13 protein-coding genes, 3 tRNA genes and 1 pseudogene are annotated in these 17,716 nt (G+C 37.0%); 15 read left to right on the forward strand and 2 right to left on the reverse strand.

Annotation, left to right across the window (positions count from 1 at the left end):
• The first annotated feature begins 3 nt into the window (after positions 1-3).
• From trkA to ACFIM1_RS07330, 6 genes are all read left to right on the forward strand, one after another.
• On the forward strand, positions 4-1,380 hold the full coding sequence (gene trkA / locus ACFIM1_RS07305) for a Trk system potassium transporter TrkA (protein ID WP_375607657.1): 1,377 nt from the start codon (positions 4-6) through the stop codon (positions 1,378-1,380).
• Between the two features lie 10 nt (positions 1,381-1,390).
• Entirely contained in the window at positions 1,391-2,200 is an 810-nt protein-coding gene (locus ACFIM1_RS07310; RefSeq protein WP_375609612.1) for a hypothetical protein, read from the forward strand.
• A gap of 146 nt (positions 2,201-2,346) precedes the next feature.
• A complete protein-coding gene (gene clpP / locus ACFIM1_RS07315; protein WP_375606241.1) occupies positions 2,347-2,979 on the forward strand; it encodes an ATP-dependent Clp endopeptidase proteolytic subunit ClpP in 633 nt (210 codons plus the stop codon).
• 183 nt (positions 2,980-3,162) lie between these two features.
• Positions 3,163-4,437 carry an ATP-dependent Clp protease ATP-binding subunit ClpX gene (gene clpX, locus ACFIM1_RS07320; protein WP_375609613.1) on the forward strand — a complete coding sequence of 425 codons (1,275 nt, stop codon included), beginning with the start codon at positions 3,163-3,165 and terminating at the stop codon, positions 4,435-4,437.
• 160 nt (positions 4,438-4,597) lie between these two features.
• Positions 4,598-7,024 (forward strand): endopeptidase La, encoded by a 2,427-nt coding sequence (lon, locus tag ACFIM1_RS07325; protein WP_375609614.1) that lies wholly within the window; start codon positions 4,598-4,600, stop codon positions 7,022-7,024.
• Between the two features lie 233 nt (positions 7,025-7,257).
• Complete coding sequence (locus ACFIM1_RS07330) at positions 7,258-7,536, forward strand: HU family DNA-binding protein (RefSeq protein WP_212112126.1); 279 nt, start codon at positions 7,258-7,260, stop codon at positions 7,534-7,536.
• A gap of 1,182 nt (positions 7,537-8,718) precedes the next feature.
• Here the strand turns inward: ACFIM1_RS07330 and trmFO are convergent.
• Positions 8,719-10,131 carry a methylenetetrahydrofolate--tRNA-(uracil(54)-C(5))-methyltransferase (FADH(2)-oxidizing) TrmFO gene (trmFO, locus tag ACFIM1_RS07335; RefSeq protein WP_375609615.1) on the reverse strand — a complete coding sequence of 471 codons (1,413 nt, stop codon included), beginning with the start codon at positions 10,129-10,131 and terminating at the stop codon, positions 8,719-8,721.
• Positions 10,132-10,264: 133 nt separating this feature from the next.
• Between trmFO and ACFIM1_RS07340 the strand changes: the two genes are divergently transcribed.
• From ACFIM1_RS07340 to ACFIM1_RS07365, 6 genes are all read left to right on the forward strand, one after another.
• Positions 10,265-10,347: transfer RNA gene (locus ACFIM1_RS07340), tRNA-Leu, on the forward strand.
• A gap of 134 nt (positions 10,348-10,481) precedes the next feature.
• On the forward strand, positions 10,482-11,909 hold the full coding sequence (tig, locus tag ACFIM1_RS07345; protein WP_375609616.1) for a trigger factor: 1,428 nt from the start codon (positions 10,482-10,484) through the stop codon (positions 11,907-11,909).
• A gap of 128 nt (positions 11,910-12,037) precedes the next feature.
• Entirely contained in the window at positions 12,038-13,537 is a 1,500-nt protein-coding gene (gene gatB / locus ACFIM1_RS07350) for an Asp-tRNA(Asn)/Glu-tRNA(Gln) amidotransferase subunit GatB (protein WP_375606236.1), read from the forward strand.
• A gap of 181 nt (positions 13,538-13,718) precedes the next feature.
• Complete coding sequence (locus ACFIM1_RS07355; RefSeq protein WP_375606235.1) at positions 13,719-14,117, forward strand: NADH:ubiquinone oxidoreductase subunit NDUFA12; 399 nt, start codon at positions 13,719-13,721, stop codon at positions 14,115-14,117.
• 91 nt (positions 14,118-14,208) lie between these two features.
• A complete protein-coding gene (locus tag ACFIM1_RS07360) occupies positions 14,209-14,634 on the forward strand; it encodes a DUF2155 domain-containing protein (protein WP_375607827.1) in 426 nt (141 codons plus the stop codon).
• A gap of 872 nt (positions 14,635-15,506) precedes the next feature.
• Positions 15,507-16,238 carry a rhomboid family intramembrane serine protease gene (locus tag ACFIM1_RS07365; protein WP_375606234.1) on the forward strand — a complete coding sequence of 244 codons (732 nt, stop codon included), beginning with the start codon at positions 15,507-15,509 and terminating at the stop codon, positions 16,236-16,238.
• Here the strand turns inward: ACFIM1_RS07365 and ACFIM1_RS07370 are convergent.
• Positions 16,235-17,065, reverse strand: a complete 831-nt coding sequence (locus tag ACFIM1_RS07370) for a TrmH family RNA methyltransferase (protein ID WP_375607649.1) — start codon at positions 17,063-17,065, stop codon at positions 16,235-16,237. The two genes, ACFIM1_RS07365 and ACFIM1_RS07370, sit on opposite strands and share 4 nt — an antisense overlap.
• A gap of 205 nt (positions 17,066-17,270) precedes the next feature.
• Here ACFIM1_RS07370 and ACFIM1_RS07375 point away from each other — a divergent pair.
• The 3 genes and pseudogenes from ACFIM1_RS07375 to ACFIM1_RS07385 all read left to right on the forward strand — a co-directional run.
• Positions 17,271-17,354: transfer RNA gene (locus ACFIM1_RS07375), tRNA-Tyr, on the forward strand.
• A 31-nt stretch (positions 17,355-17,385) separates the two neighbouring features.
• Positions 17,386-17,459 (forward strand) — tRNA-Gly (locus ACFIM1_RS07380).
• A gap of 181 nt (positions 17,460-17,640) precedes the next feature.
• Positions 17,641-17,716: pseudogene (locus ACFIM1_RS07385) on the forward strand (elongation factor Tu); the annotation flags it as partial.

Here is a 17,716-nt window from a genome sequence, read left to right on the forward strand (position 1 = left end):
CCTATGCGTGTTATTATTTGTGGAGCAGGACAGGTTGGTTATGGGATAGCAGAGCGTCTTGCTGCTGAAAATCACGATGTTACTGTTATTGATATTGAAACAAGATTAATTGAAAAGATTCGCGATACATTGGATGTGAGAGGTTTTGTTGGTCATGGTTCACGGCCTGAAGTTCTTTTGGCTGCAGATGCAGACAAAGCTGATATGTTGATTGCTGTCACTTTGTTTGATGAAGTGAATATGGTTGCTTGCCAAGTGGCACATTCATTATTTAATGTTCCCACAAAAATTGCTCGTATTCGCTCACAATCTTATTTAGAACCGCGTTATAAGACGCTTTTTTCTAGAGAAAATATTCCCATTGATGTAGTTATTTCACCAGAAGTTGAAGTTGGAGAAATGGTTTTACGCCGTATTGCTTTACCTGGTGCAATAGATGTTCTTTATTTTTGTAATGATGATATTGTTGCGTTAGCCTTGGAATGCATGGAAGATTGTCCAGTTATTAATACACCTTTGCGTCAATTAACAGAGCTTTTTCCAGATCTTCAAACAACGGTTACCGCTATTAAACGTGGCTCGGAATTATTGATTGCACATTCAGAAACGCAATTACGTGTCGGTGATATAACCTATCTTGTTGTTGCTCGTGAACAGATGCGTCGTGCTGTTGGGCTTTTTGGTCATAAAGAACAAGATGCTCACCGCATGATTATTGCAGGGGGGGGGCACATTGGTCTTTATGTTGCTCAGGCTATTGAAAAGCGTCTCCATAAATTAAAATTGAAGATTATAGAATCGCATAGAGAAAGAGCTCTCACAATTGCTGATCAGCTTGAAAAAACAACTGTTTTATATGGTAATGTGTTAGATCCAGTCATTCTTCAAGATGCAGGAATTGATCAAGCCGATTTAATGATTACATTGACCAATCAAGATCAGGTTAATCTCTTAAGCGCTATTATTGCTAAAAGGTTGGGCTGCAAAGCTAATATGGTATTGATTAATAATGTTGCCTACCAAGAATTTAGTCGTGCTGTTGGTGTGGATGCCTATCTTAATCCCCATAGCGTTACAATATCGAGAATTTTGCAGCAAATGCGCCGTGGGCGTATTCGCTCTGTTCATTCGGTTTTTAATGGTCGCGCAGAAATTATTGAAGCTGAGGTGATGCAAACATCTTCATTGGTTGGGAAGTCATTATCAGAGCTCAATTTATCAGATGGTTTGAGAATTGGTGCAATTTATCGCAATAAAACAATCATACAGCTTTCGGCGGATATGCGTATTTTGTCCGGTGATAGAATAGTGATTTTCGCTCTTGCGGAGTGTGTTCGCGATGTTGAACAACTATTTCGTGTAAGCTTAGAATATTTTTGATATATGATCTATGGATATTTGTACTTTTTGGTATAGTGGGCAATTAAGATTGGTGGATAGGCTTTGTTTGTCCTCAATGGTTAAAACTGGACAGCGCGTTAAGCTTTTTAGTTATGATAAAGACATAGATAATCTGCCTGCTGGTGTTGAGTTGCATGAAGCCGAATCAATTGTACCACGCTCAGCAATTTATCGCCTTGATCCCAATTTTTTTGATGATAAACTAGGATGTACAATTGTTCAGTTCTCGGATTTTTTTCGTGTTATGCTGATGAAATATCAACAAGGTGTTTGGTTAGATACAGATGTTTACCTTGTTAAACAATTTCATCCAGATACGAATAAGGTTTGGTTGGCAAGAGAAAATAATATAAGAGTGGGTGTTTCTGCACTTTATTTTCCGCCCGATAACCCTATTATAAAAGTATTTGAAGATTATTGGGCAGGTACAGAAATTATTCCTTATTGGCTTGGGTTTAAGCGTCGTGTTTGGAGGCCGTTCTGGCTAAAGAGGAAAAAAATGCCAATTTTACCAGGAAATCTTGGCGTTACGATATTTGGTAATGATGGTATTTCACGATTAGCAAAAAGATATGGTTTTTTTTATGAAGCAAAGGAAAAGGAAACTTTTTATTATTGGACTGGGCGAAAGTCTGAATATATCTTTGAACCAGCTTTTGGCGTAAAACCGCTCACCGATTCACGCTTGATAGGATTTCATATTCACAGAAAGACAAAGACGACGCAAAAACCTCAGGAAGGAAGTTTTTACCATTGGGCGGTATCTCGCATTCCTGATATTCATGATTTTTTTAGGTAGAGTTATTATTGCTATTTTAATAATTGGGATTTTAATCTATCCTGAACAGCTTTTGATTGTAGCTTGCACAAGAGAGTAATGTTAGCCTATGGATAAAAACATTGAATGTGTAAAGAGCGATTGTTATATGAACGGAAAGTAAAAATATGAGTGATCTAATGAAAACGACATTAAGCCTTGTTCCTATGGTTATTGAACAAACCAATCGTGGTGAACGGGCCTATGATATTTTTTCCCGTCTTTTAAAGGAGCGGATTATTTTTATTAATGGTCCTGTTGAAGATGGTATGGCAATGCTTGTTTGTGCACAATTGCTTTTCTTGGAAGCGGAAAATCCTAAAAAAGAAATTAGTCTTTATATTAATTCTCCAGGTGGTGTTGTGACATCTGGTATGGCTATTTATGATACTATGCAGTTTATTCGTCCTCCTGTTTCTACGCTGTGCATGGGGCAGGCGGCATCTATGGGGTCTTTATTGTTAACAGCTGGAGCAAAGGGGCATCGTTTTACATTGCCAAATGCGCGTATTATGGTGCATCAGCCATCTGGTGGTTTTCAAGGTCAGGCTTCAGATATTGAGCGACATGCACAAGATATTATAAAGATGAAACGGCGCTTAAATGAAATTTATGTTCAACATACAGGTCAAGATTATGAGGTCATTGAAAAAACTCTCGATCGCGATCATTTTATGACAGCAGAAGAAGCCAAAGCGTTTGGCTTAGTTGATGATGTTATACAATATCGTGCAGAAACTGAAAAAGAAGAAAAAGATTAAGAATTTTTATAGAAAAAATAGCTACTTTAAAATAAAGAGTTTTATAAAAATATCGCAAAGTTTAGAGAAACACCTAAAAATATTGAGACATGCATGGTTTTCTATATGTCTTTTAGTTTTCATGATGAAAAGCTTCCTTTGAAAAGGCGAAGTGTTCATATATCGTGGTGAAAGGAAATAAAAATGAGCAAAATTAGCAATAGCGGGAACGAATCAAAAAATACTCTCTATTGCTCGTTCTGCGGCAAGAGTCAGCATGAGGTGCGTAAGCTCATTGCGGGTCCTACTGTATTTATCTGTGATGAATGTGTAGAGCTTTGCATGGATATTATTCGGGAAGAAAATAAGTCTTCTGGGGTTAAGGTGCGTGATGGTGTTCCTACTCCACAAGAAATTATAACAGTTCTTGATGATTATGTTATTGGTCAACAGCATGCAAAGCGTGTTCTTTCTGTCGCTGTTCATAATCATTATAAACGGTTGGCGCATCAGTCTAAAAGCAATGATATTGAGTTGGCTAAATCAAATATTCTTCTTGTTGGTCCAACAGGCTGTGGTAAAACTTATCTCGCACAAACATTAGCACGTATTATTGATGTGCCTTTTACGATGGCGGATGCAACCACTTTGACTGAAGCAGGCTATGTGGGTGAAGATGTTGAAAATATTATTTTAAAGCTTCTTCAAGCTGCGGATTATAATGTTGAACGTGCGCAGCGTGGTATTGTTTATATTGATGAGGTTGATAAGATTTCTCGTAAAGCAGATAATCCTTCTATTACAAGAGATGTTTCGGGAGAAGGAGTTCAGCAGGCGTTATTAAAGATTATGGAAGGAACGATTGCTTCTGTGCCTCCACAAGGTGGACGTAAACATCCGCAACAAGAGTTTCTTCAGGTTGATACCACAAACATCTTATTCATTTGTGGGGGAGCTTTTGCAGGTTTAGAACGGATTATTTCAGGGCGTGGTGAAAAAACTTCTATTGGTTTTTCTGCGACTGTTAAGGCGCCTGATGAGCGTTGTGTTGGTGAAATTTTTCGTGATTTAGAGCCTGAAGATCTTATAAAATTTGGTTTAATACCAGAGTTTATTGGGCGTCTTCCTATCGTTGCTACCTTAGAGGATTTAGACGTTAACGCCCTTGTACAAATTTTATCACAACCTAAAAATGCGTTAGTAAAGCAATATCAGCGTCTTTTTGAAATGGAAAATGTTGAGCTAGCATTTCATGAAGATGCTTTAGGTGTTATTGCTAAGAAAGCTATTGAACGTAAAACTGGTGCACGTGGTTTACGTTCTATTATGGAGAAGATTCTTCTTGAAACGATGTTTGAACTACCAGCTCTTGAAGGCGTTCAAAAAGTGGTTATTTCGAGCGATGTGGTTGATGGGAAAGCGCGTCCTCTTTATATTTATTCAGAACGTGCAGAAGATAAAGAAAATGTATCAGCATGATATTGTGCGATGTACAATATAAACGGTGTTTCTAATGATATCGTTATAATGCTTGATTTATGTGTTAGCAATTACCACTTCATGTATTATGAAGGGTTTAAAGGTTTTTAACGGTAGGTTTATTATTGTAGATAGCTCATAGGCTCCAGAAAGGAGAATTATGCAATATATTGATGAAAAGACAGATGAAATAAGAGATGGGGTTTATGCTGTTTTACCTCTTCGTGATATTGTTGTTTTCCCCCATATGATTGTTCCGCTTTTTGTGGGCCGTGAAAAATCAATTCGTGCTCTTGAAGAAACGATGGGTGTTGACAAGCAAATACTCTTGGTGACACAAAAAAATGCTTCTGATGACGATCCAAAATCAGAGGATATTTATCATATTGGTACATTTGCTAATATTCTTCAACTTTTAAAGCTTCCTGATGGTACTGTAAAGGTTTTGGTTGAAGGAACTGCACGTGCAAAAATTAGTCAATTTGCTTTAAGTGAAGATTATCATCAGGCTTTTGCAACTGTTATAGAAGAACCTAGAGAGAGTGACGTTGAGATTGAGGCTCTTTCAAGGTCAGTGATTGCTTATTTTGAAAATTATGTAAAGCTTAATAAAAAAATCTCTCCTGAAATTGTTAATGCAATTGGCCAGATTGATAATCCTTCTAAGCTTGCAGATACGATTACCTCTCATTTGATGATTAAACTTGGAGAAAAACAGGAGATATTAGAGCTTTTACCTGTACGGGCCCGTCTTGAACGTATTTTGTCCTTCATGGAAGGGGAAATTTCCGTTTTACAGGTTGAAAAACGTATTCGTTCACACGTTAAACGACAAATGGAAAAAAACCAACGAGAATATTATCTCAATGAGCAGATGAAGGCTATTCAAAAAGAGTTAGGAGCCGGTGATGATAGCCGAGATGAGCTCTCTGAATTAGAAGAACGTATAAAGAATACGAAACTTTCCAAGGAAGCACAAGAAAAAGCTGGAACAGAATTGAGAAAATTACGGAATATGTCTCCTATGTCTGCAGAAGCGACAGTTGTACGTAATTATCTTGATTGGTTATTAGCAATGCCTTGGGGTAAAAAATCTAAGATTAAAAACAATTTAGATTTTGCTGAAAAGATCATGAATAATGAACATTTCGGTCTTGAAAAAATTAAGGAGCGAATTATTGAGTATTTGGCTGTACAAAGTCGCGCATCAAAGATAAAAGGTCCCATTATTTGTTTGTTAGGTCCTCCTGGTGTGGGGAAAACATCATTGGCTCGCTCTATTGCAAAGGCAACAGGGCGTGAATATGTTCGTATTTCGTTGGGAGGTGTACGGGATGAAGCAGAAATTCGCGGACATCGCCGAACATATATTGGTTCGATGCCTGGAAAAATTATCCAGTCTATGAAAAAAGCAAAAAAATCTAATCCGCTTTTCTTGCTTGATGAAATTGATAAAATGGGACAAGATTTTCGGGGAGATCCTTCATCCGCTTTATTAGAAGTTCTTGACCCTGAACAAAATGGTACATTCATTGATCACTATTTGGAAGTTGAATATGATCTTTCTGATGTCATGTTTATCACGACGGCAAATACGCTTAATATTCCAGGTCCATTAATGGATCGAATGGAAATTATTCGTATTGCGGGTTATACTGAATGTGAGAAAATGGAAATTGTTAAACAGCATCTTTTACCAAAGGCACTAAAAGATCACTGTTTGTCTAAAAAAGAACTCAGCATTTCTGATGGAGCGCTCAGGTCGATTATTCAGTTTTACACACGTGAAGCAGGAGTTCGTAACCTTGAGCGTGAACTCATGAAAGTTGCCCGTAAATCTGTTACAAAAATTCTCAAAACAAATCAAAAATCTGTAAAAGTTACAGAAAATAATATCAATGATTTTTTGGGTGTTAAACGTTACCAATATAATCAGATTGAAGGAGAAAATCAAATTGGTGTTGTGACAGGCCTTGCGTGGACAGAAGTTGGTGGAGAGTTATTGACCATTGAAGGGGTCATGATGCCTGGAAAAGGCAAGATGACTGTAACTGGAAATTTACGTGACATTATGAAAGAGTCCATTTCAGCAGCAGCATCTTATGTACGTTCTCGTGCTATTGATTTTGGTATTGAACCTCCACTTTTTGAAAAACGCGATATCCATGTTCATGTTCCAGAGGGGGCGACACCCAAAGATGGCCCATCTGCTGGGGTTGCAATGGTGACAGCAATTGTTTCTGTACTTACAGGTATAGCGGTGCATAAAGATATTGCAATGACTGGTGAAATTACTTTACGTGGACGTGTTTTACCAATTGGTGGATTAAAAGAAAAACTCCTAGCAGCTCTTCGAGGAGGGATAAAAAAAGTCCTTATTCCTGAAGAAAACGCAAAAGATTTGGTTGACATTCCTGATGATGTCAAAAATAACATGGAAATTATTCCGGTAAGTCATGTGAGTGAAGTTTTGAAACACGCTTTGGTTCATTTTCCTGATACTATTGAATGGAAGGAGCCTTCTGCAGTGGCTGTCCCCATCAGATCAGAGGGCAGCGATAGTGAAGGAATACAGATTGCGCACTGATTCATTCGTCTCATTTATTGAGTGCATTTTTTTAAGTAGCAGAAGGTGTTGTCGTGGTTGTGATTCCGTTTTTTGTTGAAAAAAGTGAAAAAATCCGTGAATAACTGTGATTATTGCTAAAAAAACAATGTTTTGTATAAAAATAAGGCTTCTGTTTGCTGTACTTTTCAATAAACTGACTAATAACATGATTAAGTCATGTTGTCAGGTAATATAGGGAAAGGAAATGTTCTATGAATAAAAGTGAATTGGTTAGCTCCGTTGCTGAAAAGGCAGGCGTTTCGAAAGCGCAAGCTGGTGCTGTTGTTGATGCTTTTATGGCATCTGTAACAGAAGCTTTGGCTTCAGGGGGAGATGTTCGTCTTCCAGGTTTTGGCTCTTTTGAAGTTTCTCATCGTGCTGCTACGAAGGGGCGTAATCCTTCAACTGGTGCTGAAATTAATATTCCAGCGCGTTCTGTCCCAAAATTTTCTGCAGGAAAAAGCCTTAAAGAAGCAGTTAATAAAAAATAATTTAAATGACATTTAAAAAACCCGATTTATTTATAAGCGGGTTTTTTTAACGCGTATATTATGCGCGTTTTTCATATAAAAATTCTGAATCTTTGCGGTATTTTTCTTATTTATATATTTTGGTATTTTAAAATGATTTTAAATATTGCGTAAAATACCGTAGATTTGGAGTGGATTGTTTTTAGCCATTTTTAATGGAATAGAGTACTGTATCGTTTATAAAATGTGATGGGAGCTTTTATTATACTTAAAGTGCTTGGTCTTTATTTAAAAATAAAGACCTGTAAATAGAGTAAGACACAAAACTCTATGAAGTGTATAAAAGCTATTATGTAGAACCATTTTTACGCTTAATAAAAGAGTAAGGTTGGTGTTATCATGCTATTTTTCAGTTCCTATACTGTTATGACGAGCTTTCAGCATTTAAGATGAATTCACAAGGAGTAGTTTTATTCATTTTTTCATAGTTCTTTATTTACACACTAACTTCGCTTGCGAAGCACCAAGCGGATGATTTTCATTGTTTTACTATAAGATGAGTTTGAAATAAAAGAATTTTACGATATTCAGGTTTTTCATGCAATATAGAAAGATACAAATTATTATTATAAATCAATTCATTGTAAATTGATAAAGTAGCATCATCATTCTTTTTCTTTTTTAATATTGTGATTTTTCTTGGTGCTTGAAATGAAAGAGAGATTGGGCTCTGTCTTAAAATATTTTTTCTTCCTGTCTTTATTTTACTTGTGATATGCAGGCGAGCGTTTTTTTCATCATACAAGAGTTAAAATGAGAGAATATCACAAATTTTGAGGGAGGAAGTTACAAAACAGAAAAATGACTCTTATAAAATAATATACATTACATAATATAAAAACTATTAGTAAAGATAATACAGTATTAATTGTGTATTTTCCATCTATTTATTTTTTTGATTATTCATAATATATTTATATGATTATTTTGTTTTTAGTCATTAAATCATATTAAATTGTTGATAGCAGTAAAGTTTTTTTATAGCAAAAAGTTATTTTACAGCACCTGCAAAATTGAATAAATGATGAAACGTAGGGTAGTATTTATTGATTGGGGGAGGCAGTCTTTAAAAGGCTTTAGAATGATTTTTTCACGAGAGTCATAAAGATCTATTCAGTAGGTGAGAGGCGAATCGTATGTTTTTTATAAACAGGAGCTCTTTGATTCTTTATCTGCTAACCATTGAGTACAATCATTGAGAGCTCTCGCTGTTATGGCTTGTTTTTTTACTAATTTTTTTTCTTTACTTGATAAGCGTTTTCCTGAATGTTTAATAGAAGCAATAGGGGGAAAGAGTCCGAAATTGATATTCATTGGCTGAAAAGATTGTGTTTCTACTTTTTCATCTATGATGTGTCCCCCTGTAATATGATTCAATAGGGCTCCGAATGCTGTAGTTTGTGGGGGTAGGCAAGGACAGTTATGATGATATTCGGCAGCAGCAAAACGTCCAGCAAGAAGCCCTATTGCCGCTGATTCTACATAACCTTCACATCCGGTAATTTGCCCTGCAAAGCGTAGTCGTTTTTTTTGTTTTAAACGAAGGGTTTGATCAAGAATGATTGGCGAGTTGAGGTAGGTATTGCGGTGAAGACCACCAAGACGCGCAAACTCTGCTTTTTCAAGACCGGGAATCGTTCTAAAAATGCGAATTTGTTCACCATATTTCAGTTTTGTTTGAAAGCCGACCATATTATAAAGCGTTCCAAGTTTATTATCTTGGCGTAATTGAACAACAGCATAAGGTTTAACTGTAGGGTTATGGGCATTGGTTAAGCCCATAGGTTTCATAGGTCCATGTCTTAAAGTTTCAAGTCCGCGTTCAGCCATAATTTCAATGGGTAGGCACCCATCAAAATAGGGTGTTTTTTCAAAGTCACGAAACTCTGTTTTGTCGGCATTTTTTAACGCTTGAACGAATGTTTCATACTGTTCTTTATTTAAGGGACAATTAAGGTAATCTTTTCCTGTTCCTTCAGGACCAATTTTATCATAGCGAGATTGATACCAACAAATATTCATATCAATACTATCGGTATGGATAATAGGTGCAATAGCATCAAAAAAAGAGAGCGATTCTGTTCCGGTTATTGCTTGTAATTCTTGAGCAAGTGCAGATGAGGTAAGGGGACCTGTTGCGATGATAACATGTTTCCAAGCTTTAGGAATTTTTTGAACTTCTTCACGTTTGATTGTTATAAGAGAGTGGTTTTCTAGTGCTGTTGTGACGGTTTTTGAAAATCCATCACGGTCAACGGCAAGAGCACTCCCTGCAGGGACTTTATTGGTATCAGCAGCTTTCATAATTAATGATTTCGCTAATCGCATTTCAGCATGGAGAAGTCCTACGGCATTTGTTGATGAATCATCGCAACGAAATGAATTTGAACAAACTAGTTCTGCTAAATAATCGGTTTTATGGGCATCTGATTTTTTTAGGGGTCGCATTTCATGCAAAATAACAGAAATTCCTGACTGAGCGATTTGCCAGCTTGCTTCACACCCTGCAAGGCCGCCACCTATGATATGGATTGGAGTATCAAATGTTTTTAACATAATCGACTTTTAGCGTAAGCAACCGTGTATGAAAAGCGTAGATTTTGTTTTTTTTAATATATTTGTTTGCTTTTTTTCTGTAATTAATGGTATAGAGACGCCGCTTGTATAAGGTTATTAGCTTGTCAGTTTGGCGGATGTGGCGAAATTGGTAGACGCACCAGATTTAGGTTCTGGCGGGAGACCGTGGGGGTTCGAGTCCCTCCATCCGCACCAAAGCAATCCCTTAAGTGCTACGGATTTCTACGTGTCTGGAATTCCGCTTCATGGTAATGTAACACTCGAAGTGTTAGAATGTAATGATTATTAGAGTGGGCATATCCCTCTCCTTAGAAAAATGAAGGTGTTTAATGCAGGTTACCGAGACGCTTAATGAAGGACTGAAGCGCGAAATTAAGATCGTGGTTCCAGCGAAAGATTTAGAAGAAAAGTTGAATGAACGGTTGGATGATACCAAGGGAAAAATCAAGCTTAATGGTTTTCGTCCGGGTAAAGTGCCTAGTGGGCATTTGCGAAAAATGTATGGTAAATCCTTTATGGCGGAGATTCTCAATGAGATACTCAGTGAGGCGCCTAGTTCTATTTTAGCGGACCGTAATGAACGTGCAGCGATGCAGCCAAAAATTGACATAGATGAAGATGAAAAAATTCTAGATGGCAAGGCTGATTTTACTTTTAGTTTAAAGTATGAAGTTTTACCAAAAATTGACATTAAAGATTTTAAACATATTGAAGTTATCCGTGAAATTGCAACTATCCCTGAACAGGAGATTGATGATCAAGTCAAACGCGTCCTTTCTTCTACACGTAATTATTCCCTAAAAGAGGGGGCTTCTGAAGAAGGTGATCGTATTACCATAGATTATCAAGGTAAACTTGAAGGCGTTCCATTTGAAGGTGGGGCCGATAGTGATTCACAACTGATTCTTGGGTCAAAACAATTTATTCCTGGCTTTGAAGAGCAATTGGTCGGTGTGAAGGCTGGGGATGCAAAAACGATTTCTGTTAAATTTCCTGATAATTACAGTGCGGCACATTTGGCGGGAAGAGAAGCAGAGTTTGATATTACTGTTAAAGCTGTTTTTAAACCAGATGAATTAAAAGTTGATGATGAAGCAGCGCAAAAAGTTGGTTTAGAATCTCTAGATCGTTTACGTGAGGTCATTCGTGAACAGATTGAAAGCCAATATGGTTCAATGACACGTCAAAAAATTAAGCGTCAAATTCTTGATGCTTTAGATGCTGATTATAATTTTGAGATTCCTGAAGAGCTTTTAGAAATTGAGTTTAGCAATATATGGGCTCAGGTTAATGATGATTTGAAAAAGGCTGGGCGCAGTTTTGAAGATGAAGGTATTACAGAAGAAAAGGCAAGGGAGGAATATCGTGTCCTTGCACAGCGTCGTGTTCGACTTGGTTTAGTGCTTTCTGAAATTGGAGTAAAGGTTGGTGTTAAAGTTAGTGAGGATGAGCTAAAGGCAGCTGTTTTTGATCAGGTTCGCCAGTATCCTGGACAAGAGAAAGAAATTATGGACTTTTTCCGTAAGACGCCAGAAGCTGTTGAAAATCTGCGTGCTCCGATTTTTGAAGAAAAGGTCATTGATCATTTATTGGCACAGATAAAAGTCATAGATAAAGAAGTGACGGTTGAAGAGTTGATGAAAGAATATGACGAATCAGATGTTATTGAAAAAAAGCCAGCAAAGAAAAAATCTGCAGTGAAGGAAAAGTCCGCAGAGAAAACATCAGTTAAGAAAAAGGCTCCTAAAAAAGCTTAATATTTATGCAAACAACACAAGCCCGATAAAAATCGGGCTTGTGTTGTAAGATTTATATCCTAGGATTGCACTGAGAATGGTTTTAGATAAGCCATGAGTGAATTTTAAATATTGGTAATGGATTGGCAATGAGCATCATTGATACGCGTATTCCTGATTCTAAGCGTTTTATTTCTGGAGTTACAGGTGATTGGGAAGTCATAATTGGCATGGAGGTTCATGCGCAAATCATATCAAATTCGAAACTTTTTTCAGGAGCATCCACCAAATTTGGAGCAGAGCCAAACAATCATGTATCCCTTATTGATGCAGCTATGCCAGGTATGTTGCCTGTTCTTAATCAAGAGTGTGTTCGTCAAGCGATTCGAACGGGGTTAGGATTAAAGGCGCGTATTAATTTAAAATCTGTTTTTGATCGCAAAAATTATTTTTATCCAGATTTACCGCAGGGATATCAGATTTCTCAGTTTCACTATCCCATTGTAGGAGAGGGGAAGATTATCATATCTGTTGGTCCAGATTCGAATGGCCAATTTGAGGATATAGAAGTGGGAATTGAGAGGTTGCATCTTGAACAGGATGCTGGAAAATCGATGCACGACCAACATCCAACGATGTCTTTTGTGGATCTTAATCGTTCTGGTGTTGCTCTTATGGAAATTGTTTCCAAGCCTGATATGCGCTCATCAGATGAAGCCAAAGCCTATATGACAAAATTGCGTACAATTGTTCGTTATTTGGGCACCTGCGATGGTAATATGGATGAAGGTTCTATGCGTGCGGATGTCAATGTATCCGTTCGTCGTCCTGGTGAAAAGTTTGGAACGCGTTGTGAAATCAAAAATGTTAATTCTATTCGCTTTATTGGCCAAGCAATTGAGTATGAAGCGCGTCGTCAGATCGCAATTTTAGAAGATGGAGGCGTCATAGATCAAGAGACTCGGCTTTTTGATGCCGCTAAAGGTGAAACGCGCTCTATGCGCTCAAAGGAAGAAGCGCATGACTATCGTTATTTTCCTGATCCTGATCTTTTACCATTAGAATTTGATCAAGCATTTGTGGATGCTTTGGCAGCAGACTTACCAGAGTTGCCTGACGCTATAAAAGCACGTTTTGTTAAGGAAATGGGATTGACAGTGTATGATGCTTCCATTCTTGTGACAGAAAAGGCTATTGCTGATTATTTTGAAGAAGTAGCGCGTGGGCGTGATGGAAAAATAGTTGCCAATTGGGTGATTAACGACCTTTTAGGGGCTTTAAATAAAGATAATCGTGAGATTGAAGAGTCACCAGTATCGCCAAATCAATTAGGAAGCATTATTGATCTTATAAAAGAAGGAGTTATTTCTGGAAAAATTGCCAAAGATCTTTTTGAGATTATTTGGAATGAGGGGGGAGATGCACGCCAAATTGTAGAAGAGCGAAATATGAAGCAGGTAACGGATACAATGGCTATTGAAAGAGCTGTTGATGAGATCGTTGCCAATAATTCTGATAAAGTTGCGCAAGCAAAGCACAAACCTGCTTTAGCTAGTTGGTTTGTTGGACAGGTAATGAAAGCAACAGGTGGTAAGGCAAATCCCCAAGCTGTTAATGAATTGGTTAAGATGAAACTTGGCATAGATTAAATTTTATGGGGTGGAGAAGAAGCCATACATATGATATCTTCTTGAAATTAAAGGATAGCACGTTAACCTATCAATTGGAATTGTAGTTGAATTTACTAGTAACTTTTTCGATAATTTCAATCGTTAATAATTTTATTCAAACGATTAATTTCATGAGCGCACTAAATGAATGGAATAGCAGATGGCTCGTTTTTTAAAGCAAATCTTCACATGGTGGAATGGCAATACCATTGGTACGCGTTTTTTCACATGGCGCAAAGGTAAGCGGATAGGGGAAGATCAGTTTGGAAATATATATTATGAAGGAGGACTTCATAAGGATGGTTATCCGCATCGTTGGGTTATCTATAAAGACTATTCTGAGGCCTCTACTATTCCACCAGGTTGGCACGGCTGGATTCATCATCGCTGTGAGTGTCCACCAACACAAGAGGATTATCATCCTTATGAATGGGAAAAGCCTCATGTTGCAAATATGACAGGAACAAGTGAGGGCTATCGACCAAAGGGGGCTATCACTTTCAATGGAGAGCATTCTTGTGTGCATGAAGATTATGATGCTTGGTCACCTAAAAAATAACATGTTTTTTAATGTACGTGTGTATTTTTGTCTTATTTGACTCTATGTTATGAAAAGAATTATTTTTTAAGGTGCGATTGATTTTGATATGATGAGATTTTTTTTATTGTTAGGGGTGAAGCATTTTATATATATTTTTTTTATGGGAATTTTAGTGTTTTTATCCTTAAATAATGGAGTGCGGGCTGAGCGTATTAGCAATGGAATTGCTGTTTTTGCAGGTCTTGACAAAATCACGGGACGGACCACACGTTTTGAAGTTACTCTTGGTAAAATTTATCAGTACGGCGCATTACAGGTAACACCACGTGCATGTTATACGAGTTCTAAAGATGAACCCACGCGTACAACTGGTTTTGTTGAAGTCAATGAAGTAACATTAGATAAAAAAATACGGCGTATTTTTACAGGATGGATGTTTGCAGATAGTCCTGGTTTGAACGCTGTTGAGCATCCTATTTATGATGTGTGGTTAAAGGATTGCAAGCAGAGTTCTCAAGATCGTTCTCTTCAATAATTAGTGTGTTATCTATTTATAATACATTGATTTATAATAGTCCTTTATCATTTTACAACTTAATAGCAAATTCCTATGATTACCTCATTTAATTTTTTATATTAAATAATCCAAACTATTCTCTTGCGCGTTACAAGTGGCGGATGTGTCAATAAGACTGTCTGAGAAAGGAATAAAAAATTCCGTCATGAACTGTTTAAATTCAAAGATGCATCATTAGAATCAACATGTTTTTTCAGTGTTTCATAAGAGATAGTTCTTGAATTATATCTGTTAAAGGTTGAAATGAAAGGCTTGTTTATATTTGTTAAAGAGATGAACTGACGCTTTTGCATGTATGAGGGAAACAGACTATCAAGTAAGTAATTCATCATGAAACACCAATTATTATATCTAGAGAACGCTGTATTGGTATTTTTTCTCATAGAGATGTCGTTTTTCGTTCAAAGCGTAGAAGCAATGCAGGCCATATTAATGGAAAAATTGAGATTTAAGATTCTTTAAAGTTTATCAATCGAGGTATAGCTTGTTTAAGAAATGCAATAATCAATATATTTCTAGTAAGAAAAGAATGTTTATATATTTTTATTATACACCACCTCATAAGTGAGTTTGTCTATTCGTAAGTTCTTGTATATTGCATGGTAATTTCACATTTAAGTAAGCAGGATACCACTAAGTTTGTAAATCATATTCTTGATATCCATACTTTTTAAAATCTTTTGTATAAAATACACGTGTTTTCATGTAGAGCTATTGAAAATTTAAAAAGGGGCTTCGGAGGCGTTGAGAAGATTCTGCATCACTGGGAATGGTATATTTATTTTGTATAAAGAATAACCCATTTTCTAAAAAATACGAGATTTTATACAATGAAAGTTTCTAGTCACCAACATAATGATGTTTCCCGATTGCCGAAACAACCTAAAGAACCCTTATTGAATGTTCCATTTATTATAGTTGTTTTGATAGCATTTTGTTTTTGTCTTTATTGCATTTCTCAGTATTTTTTTTCTCATCATGTTTATGTTGAAAGCCTTGAGTTTTTTTCATTTATACCAGCATTGTTTAAGAGGCATCCTGTAGCATTTTGTTATACCATGGTAAGTTATTCATTTATGCATAGTAGTTTTAAACATGTTGCTCTTAATATGGTTTGGCTTTTGGTTTTCGGCTCTCCTTTAGCAAGGCATTTTGGTGTTTTACGTTTTTTAATTTTTTGGGTGTTAACGGCAGTTATTTCTGTTTTGACTTATTTTACATTTCATCAAGAAAGTACCATATCACTTATTGGGGCGTCAGGTGCCGTATCTGGAATGATGGGTGCTATTGCACGTTACGGTTTTCCTAGTGGTAATCTAGCTGTCAATGCGCAGAACGAAAAACTTTTGGGACCTTTATTGTCTGTCAAAAAAGCTCTGTGTTCTAAGGGAGTTCTTGTTTATATGAGTGTATGGCTGACGACTGATTTTATCATAGGTATTTCTTCTATTTTGTTTGAAGAAAATGGCATCTCAATAGCATGGGAAGCTCATATTGGCGGATTTCTTGCGGGTTTTTTGTTGGTTGGTTTTTTTGATGTTTCACAAAAAATTAAAAACTAGAATCTAAGATATTGATGTGCCACATAAAGAGCTATTGTTGCTGCATTTGAAACATTTAATGATTTAATATGTCCAGGCATATCAAGGCGTGTTAAAGCGCAAACGGTTTCGCGTGTTTTTTTACGCAAGCCTTTACCTTCTGCTCCTAAAACAAGAGCAATTTTATTTCCTTTTAATGCTGTTTCTAGAGGTTGTTCACCTTCTGAATCGAGACCAAAGCTTGTGAAACCTGTTTGATGAAGTTCTTGAAGAGCTTCAGCAAGGTTTCGTACGGTAATATAATGAATCATTTCCAGAGCTCCAGATGCTGCTTTCGCAAGAACACCGCTTTCGTGGGGAGAGTGACGGCAAGTTGTAATAAGCGCTTTAGCTTTCAATGCGACTGCAGAGCGCATAATAGCGCCAACATTATGTGGATCGGTAATTTGATCCATGACAATGACCAGATCAGTATTGGTTAGTTCCGACAGTTTGCATGGTTTGAGGGGGAGAGTTTCCAACACAACACCTTGATGAACTGCTTCACTTCCAACAAGCGAATCAAGATATTTGGGCGTGCATAATGTAACAGAGCAAGGATAATCTGATTCGGATATATTTAATCGTTTTAAGGCATTTTGTGTAACGTAAAGACATTTTAAAATTCTTTTTGGGTTTTCTAAAGCAGCCTGAACAGAATGAATGCCATAAAGATGGATGATCTCTTGCTGTAAAGAAGCAGCTTTCTTCTTTGGGTATGTAAAAGATTGAGAAGGAGAGCCTTTTGTATCGCGATATCGGCGACGCAAACGAGCATAATGAGAATTTTGTGATGTTTTTTCTTTCATAGCTTCTTTATAACGTGTTAATAAGAAAAATAGAGAGAAAAAATCTATGATTTAAAATTATGAGCAGGAAATTTGTACAGAATTGTATTTATTCTGTTGACAGATACAATAGTAATCGTCATAACCACTTCGCAATCAGATTGAATTGAATGGGTATTCAAGATGGTTGTCGTGATGTCTCATTGCGCGACTTTATCGGTGTAATGGAGGGGTGCCCGAGTGGTTAAAGGGGGCGGACTGTAAATCCGTTGCGTATGCTACGTTGGTTCGAATCCAACCCCCTCCACCATTCATCGAAGGAGAGTTAGTACGTGGGTCATGCGGGTATAGCTCAATGGTAGAGCAGCAGCCTTCCAAGCTGAATATGCGGGTTCGATTCCCGCTACCCGCTCCAAATGGTTGTTGATGATTGGGCAAATAGGTATGATGGAGGATATTCCATTTATAGATTTTGTGGGGTTTTCCGTCTAAGAGTTGTGGTGATTGGGCTGTTTACAGTCTGGTCAGACTTAAGTTTTGCAGAACTGTCCCTAGGTGCTAATAAAAATAGGGAATAAAACAAGAGATTAATAGCAATGGCGAAGAGCAAGTTTGAACGAACAAAACCGCATGTTAATATTGGTACGATTGGTCACGTTGATCATGGGAAGA

Origin of the sequence: Bartonella sp. AC158YNML (genome assembly GCF_042196725.1) — a bacterium.
Classification (GTDB): domain Bacteria; phylum Pseudomonadota; class Alphaproteobacteria; order Rhizobiales; family Rhizobiaceae; genus Bartonella.

Bases quoted from the DNA above. Each gene is read 5' to 3' on its own strand.
- ACFIM1_RS07370 (WP_375607649.1), bottom strand. From the start codon at position 17,065: ATGAAAGAAAAAACATCACAAAATTCTCATTATGCTCGTTTGCGTCGC.
- gatB (WP_375606236.1), top strand. From the start codon at position 12,038: ATGAGCATCATTGATACGCGTATTCCTGATTCTAAGCGTTTTATTTCT.
- tig (WP_375609616.1), top strand. From the start codon at position 10,482: ATGCAGGTTACCGAGACGCTTAATGAAGGACTGAAGCGCGAAATTAAG.
- trmFO (WP_375609615.1), bottom strand. From the start codon at position 10,131: ATGTTAAAAACATTTGATACTCCAATCCATATCATAGGTGGCGGCCTT.
- ACFIM1_RS07355 (WP_375606235.1), top strand. From the start codon at position 13,719: ATGGCTCGTTTTTTAAAGCAAATCTTCACATGGTGGAATGGCAATACC.
- ACFIM1_RS07310 (WP_375609612.1), top strand. From the start codon at position 1,391: ATGGATATTTGTACTTTTTGGTATAGTGGGCAATTAAGATTGGTGGAT.
- ACFIM1_RS07330 (WP_212112126.1), top strand. From the start codon at position 7,258: ATGAATAAAAGTGAATTGGTTAGCTCCGTTGCTGAAAAGGCAGGCGTT.
- lon (WP_375609614.1), top strand. From the start codon at position 4,598: ATGCAATATATTGATGAAAAGACAGATGAAATAAGAGATGGGGTTTAT.
- clpP (WP_375606241.1), top strand. From the start codon at position 2,347: ATGAGTGATCTAATGAAAACGACATTAAGCCTTGTTCCTATGGTTATT.
- ACFIM1_RS07365 (WP_375606234.1), top strand. From the start codon at position 15,507: ATGAAAGTTTCTAGTCACCAACATAATGATGTTTCCCGATTGCCGAAA.
- clpX (WP_375609613.1), top strand. From the start codon at position 3,163: ATGAGCAAAATTAGCAATAGCGGGAACGAATCAAAAAATACTCTCTAT.
- ACFIM1_RS07360 (WP_375607827.1), top strand. From the start codon at position 14,209: ATGAGATTTTTTTTATTGTTAGGGGTGAAGCATTTTATATATATTTTT.
- trkA (WP_375607657.1), top strand. From the start codon at position 4: ATGCGTGTTATTATTTGTGGAGCAGGACAGGTTGGTTATGGGATAGCA.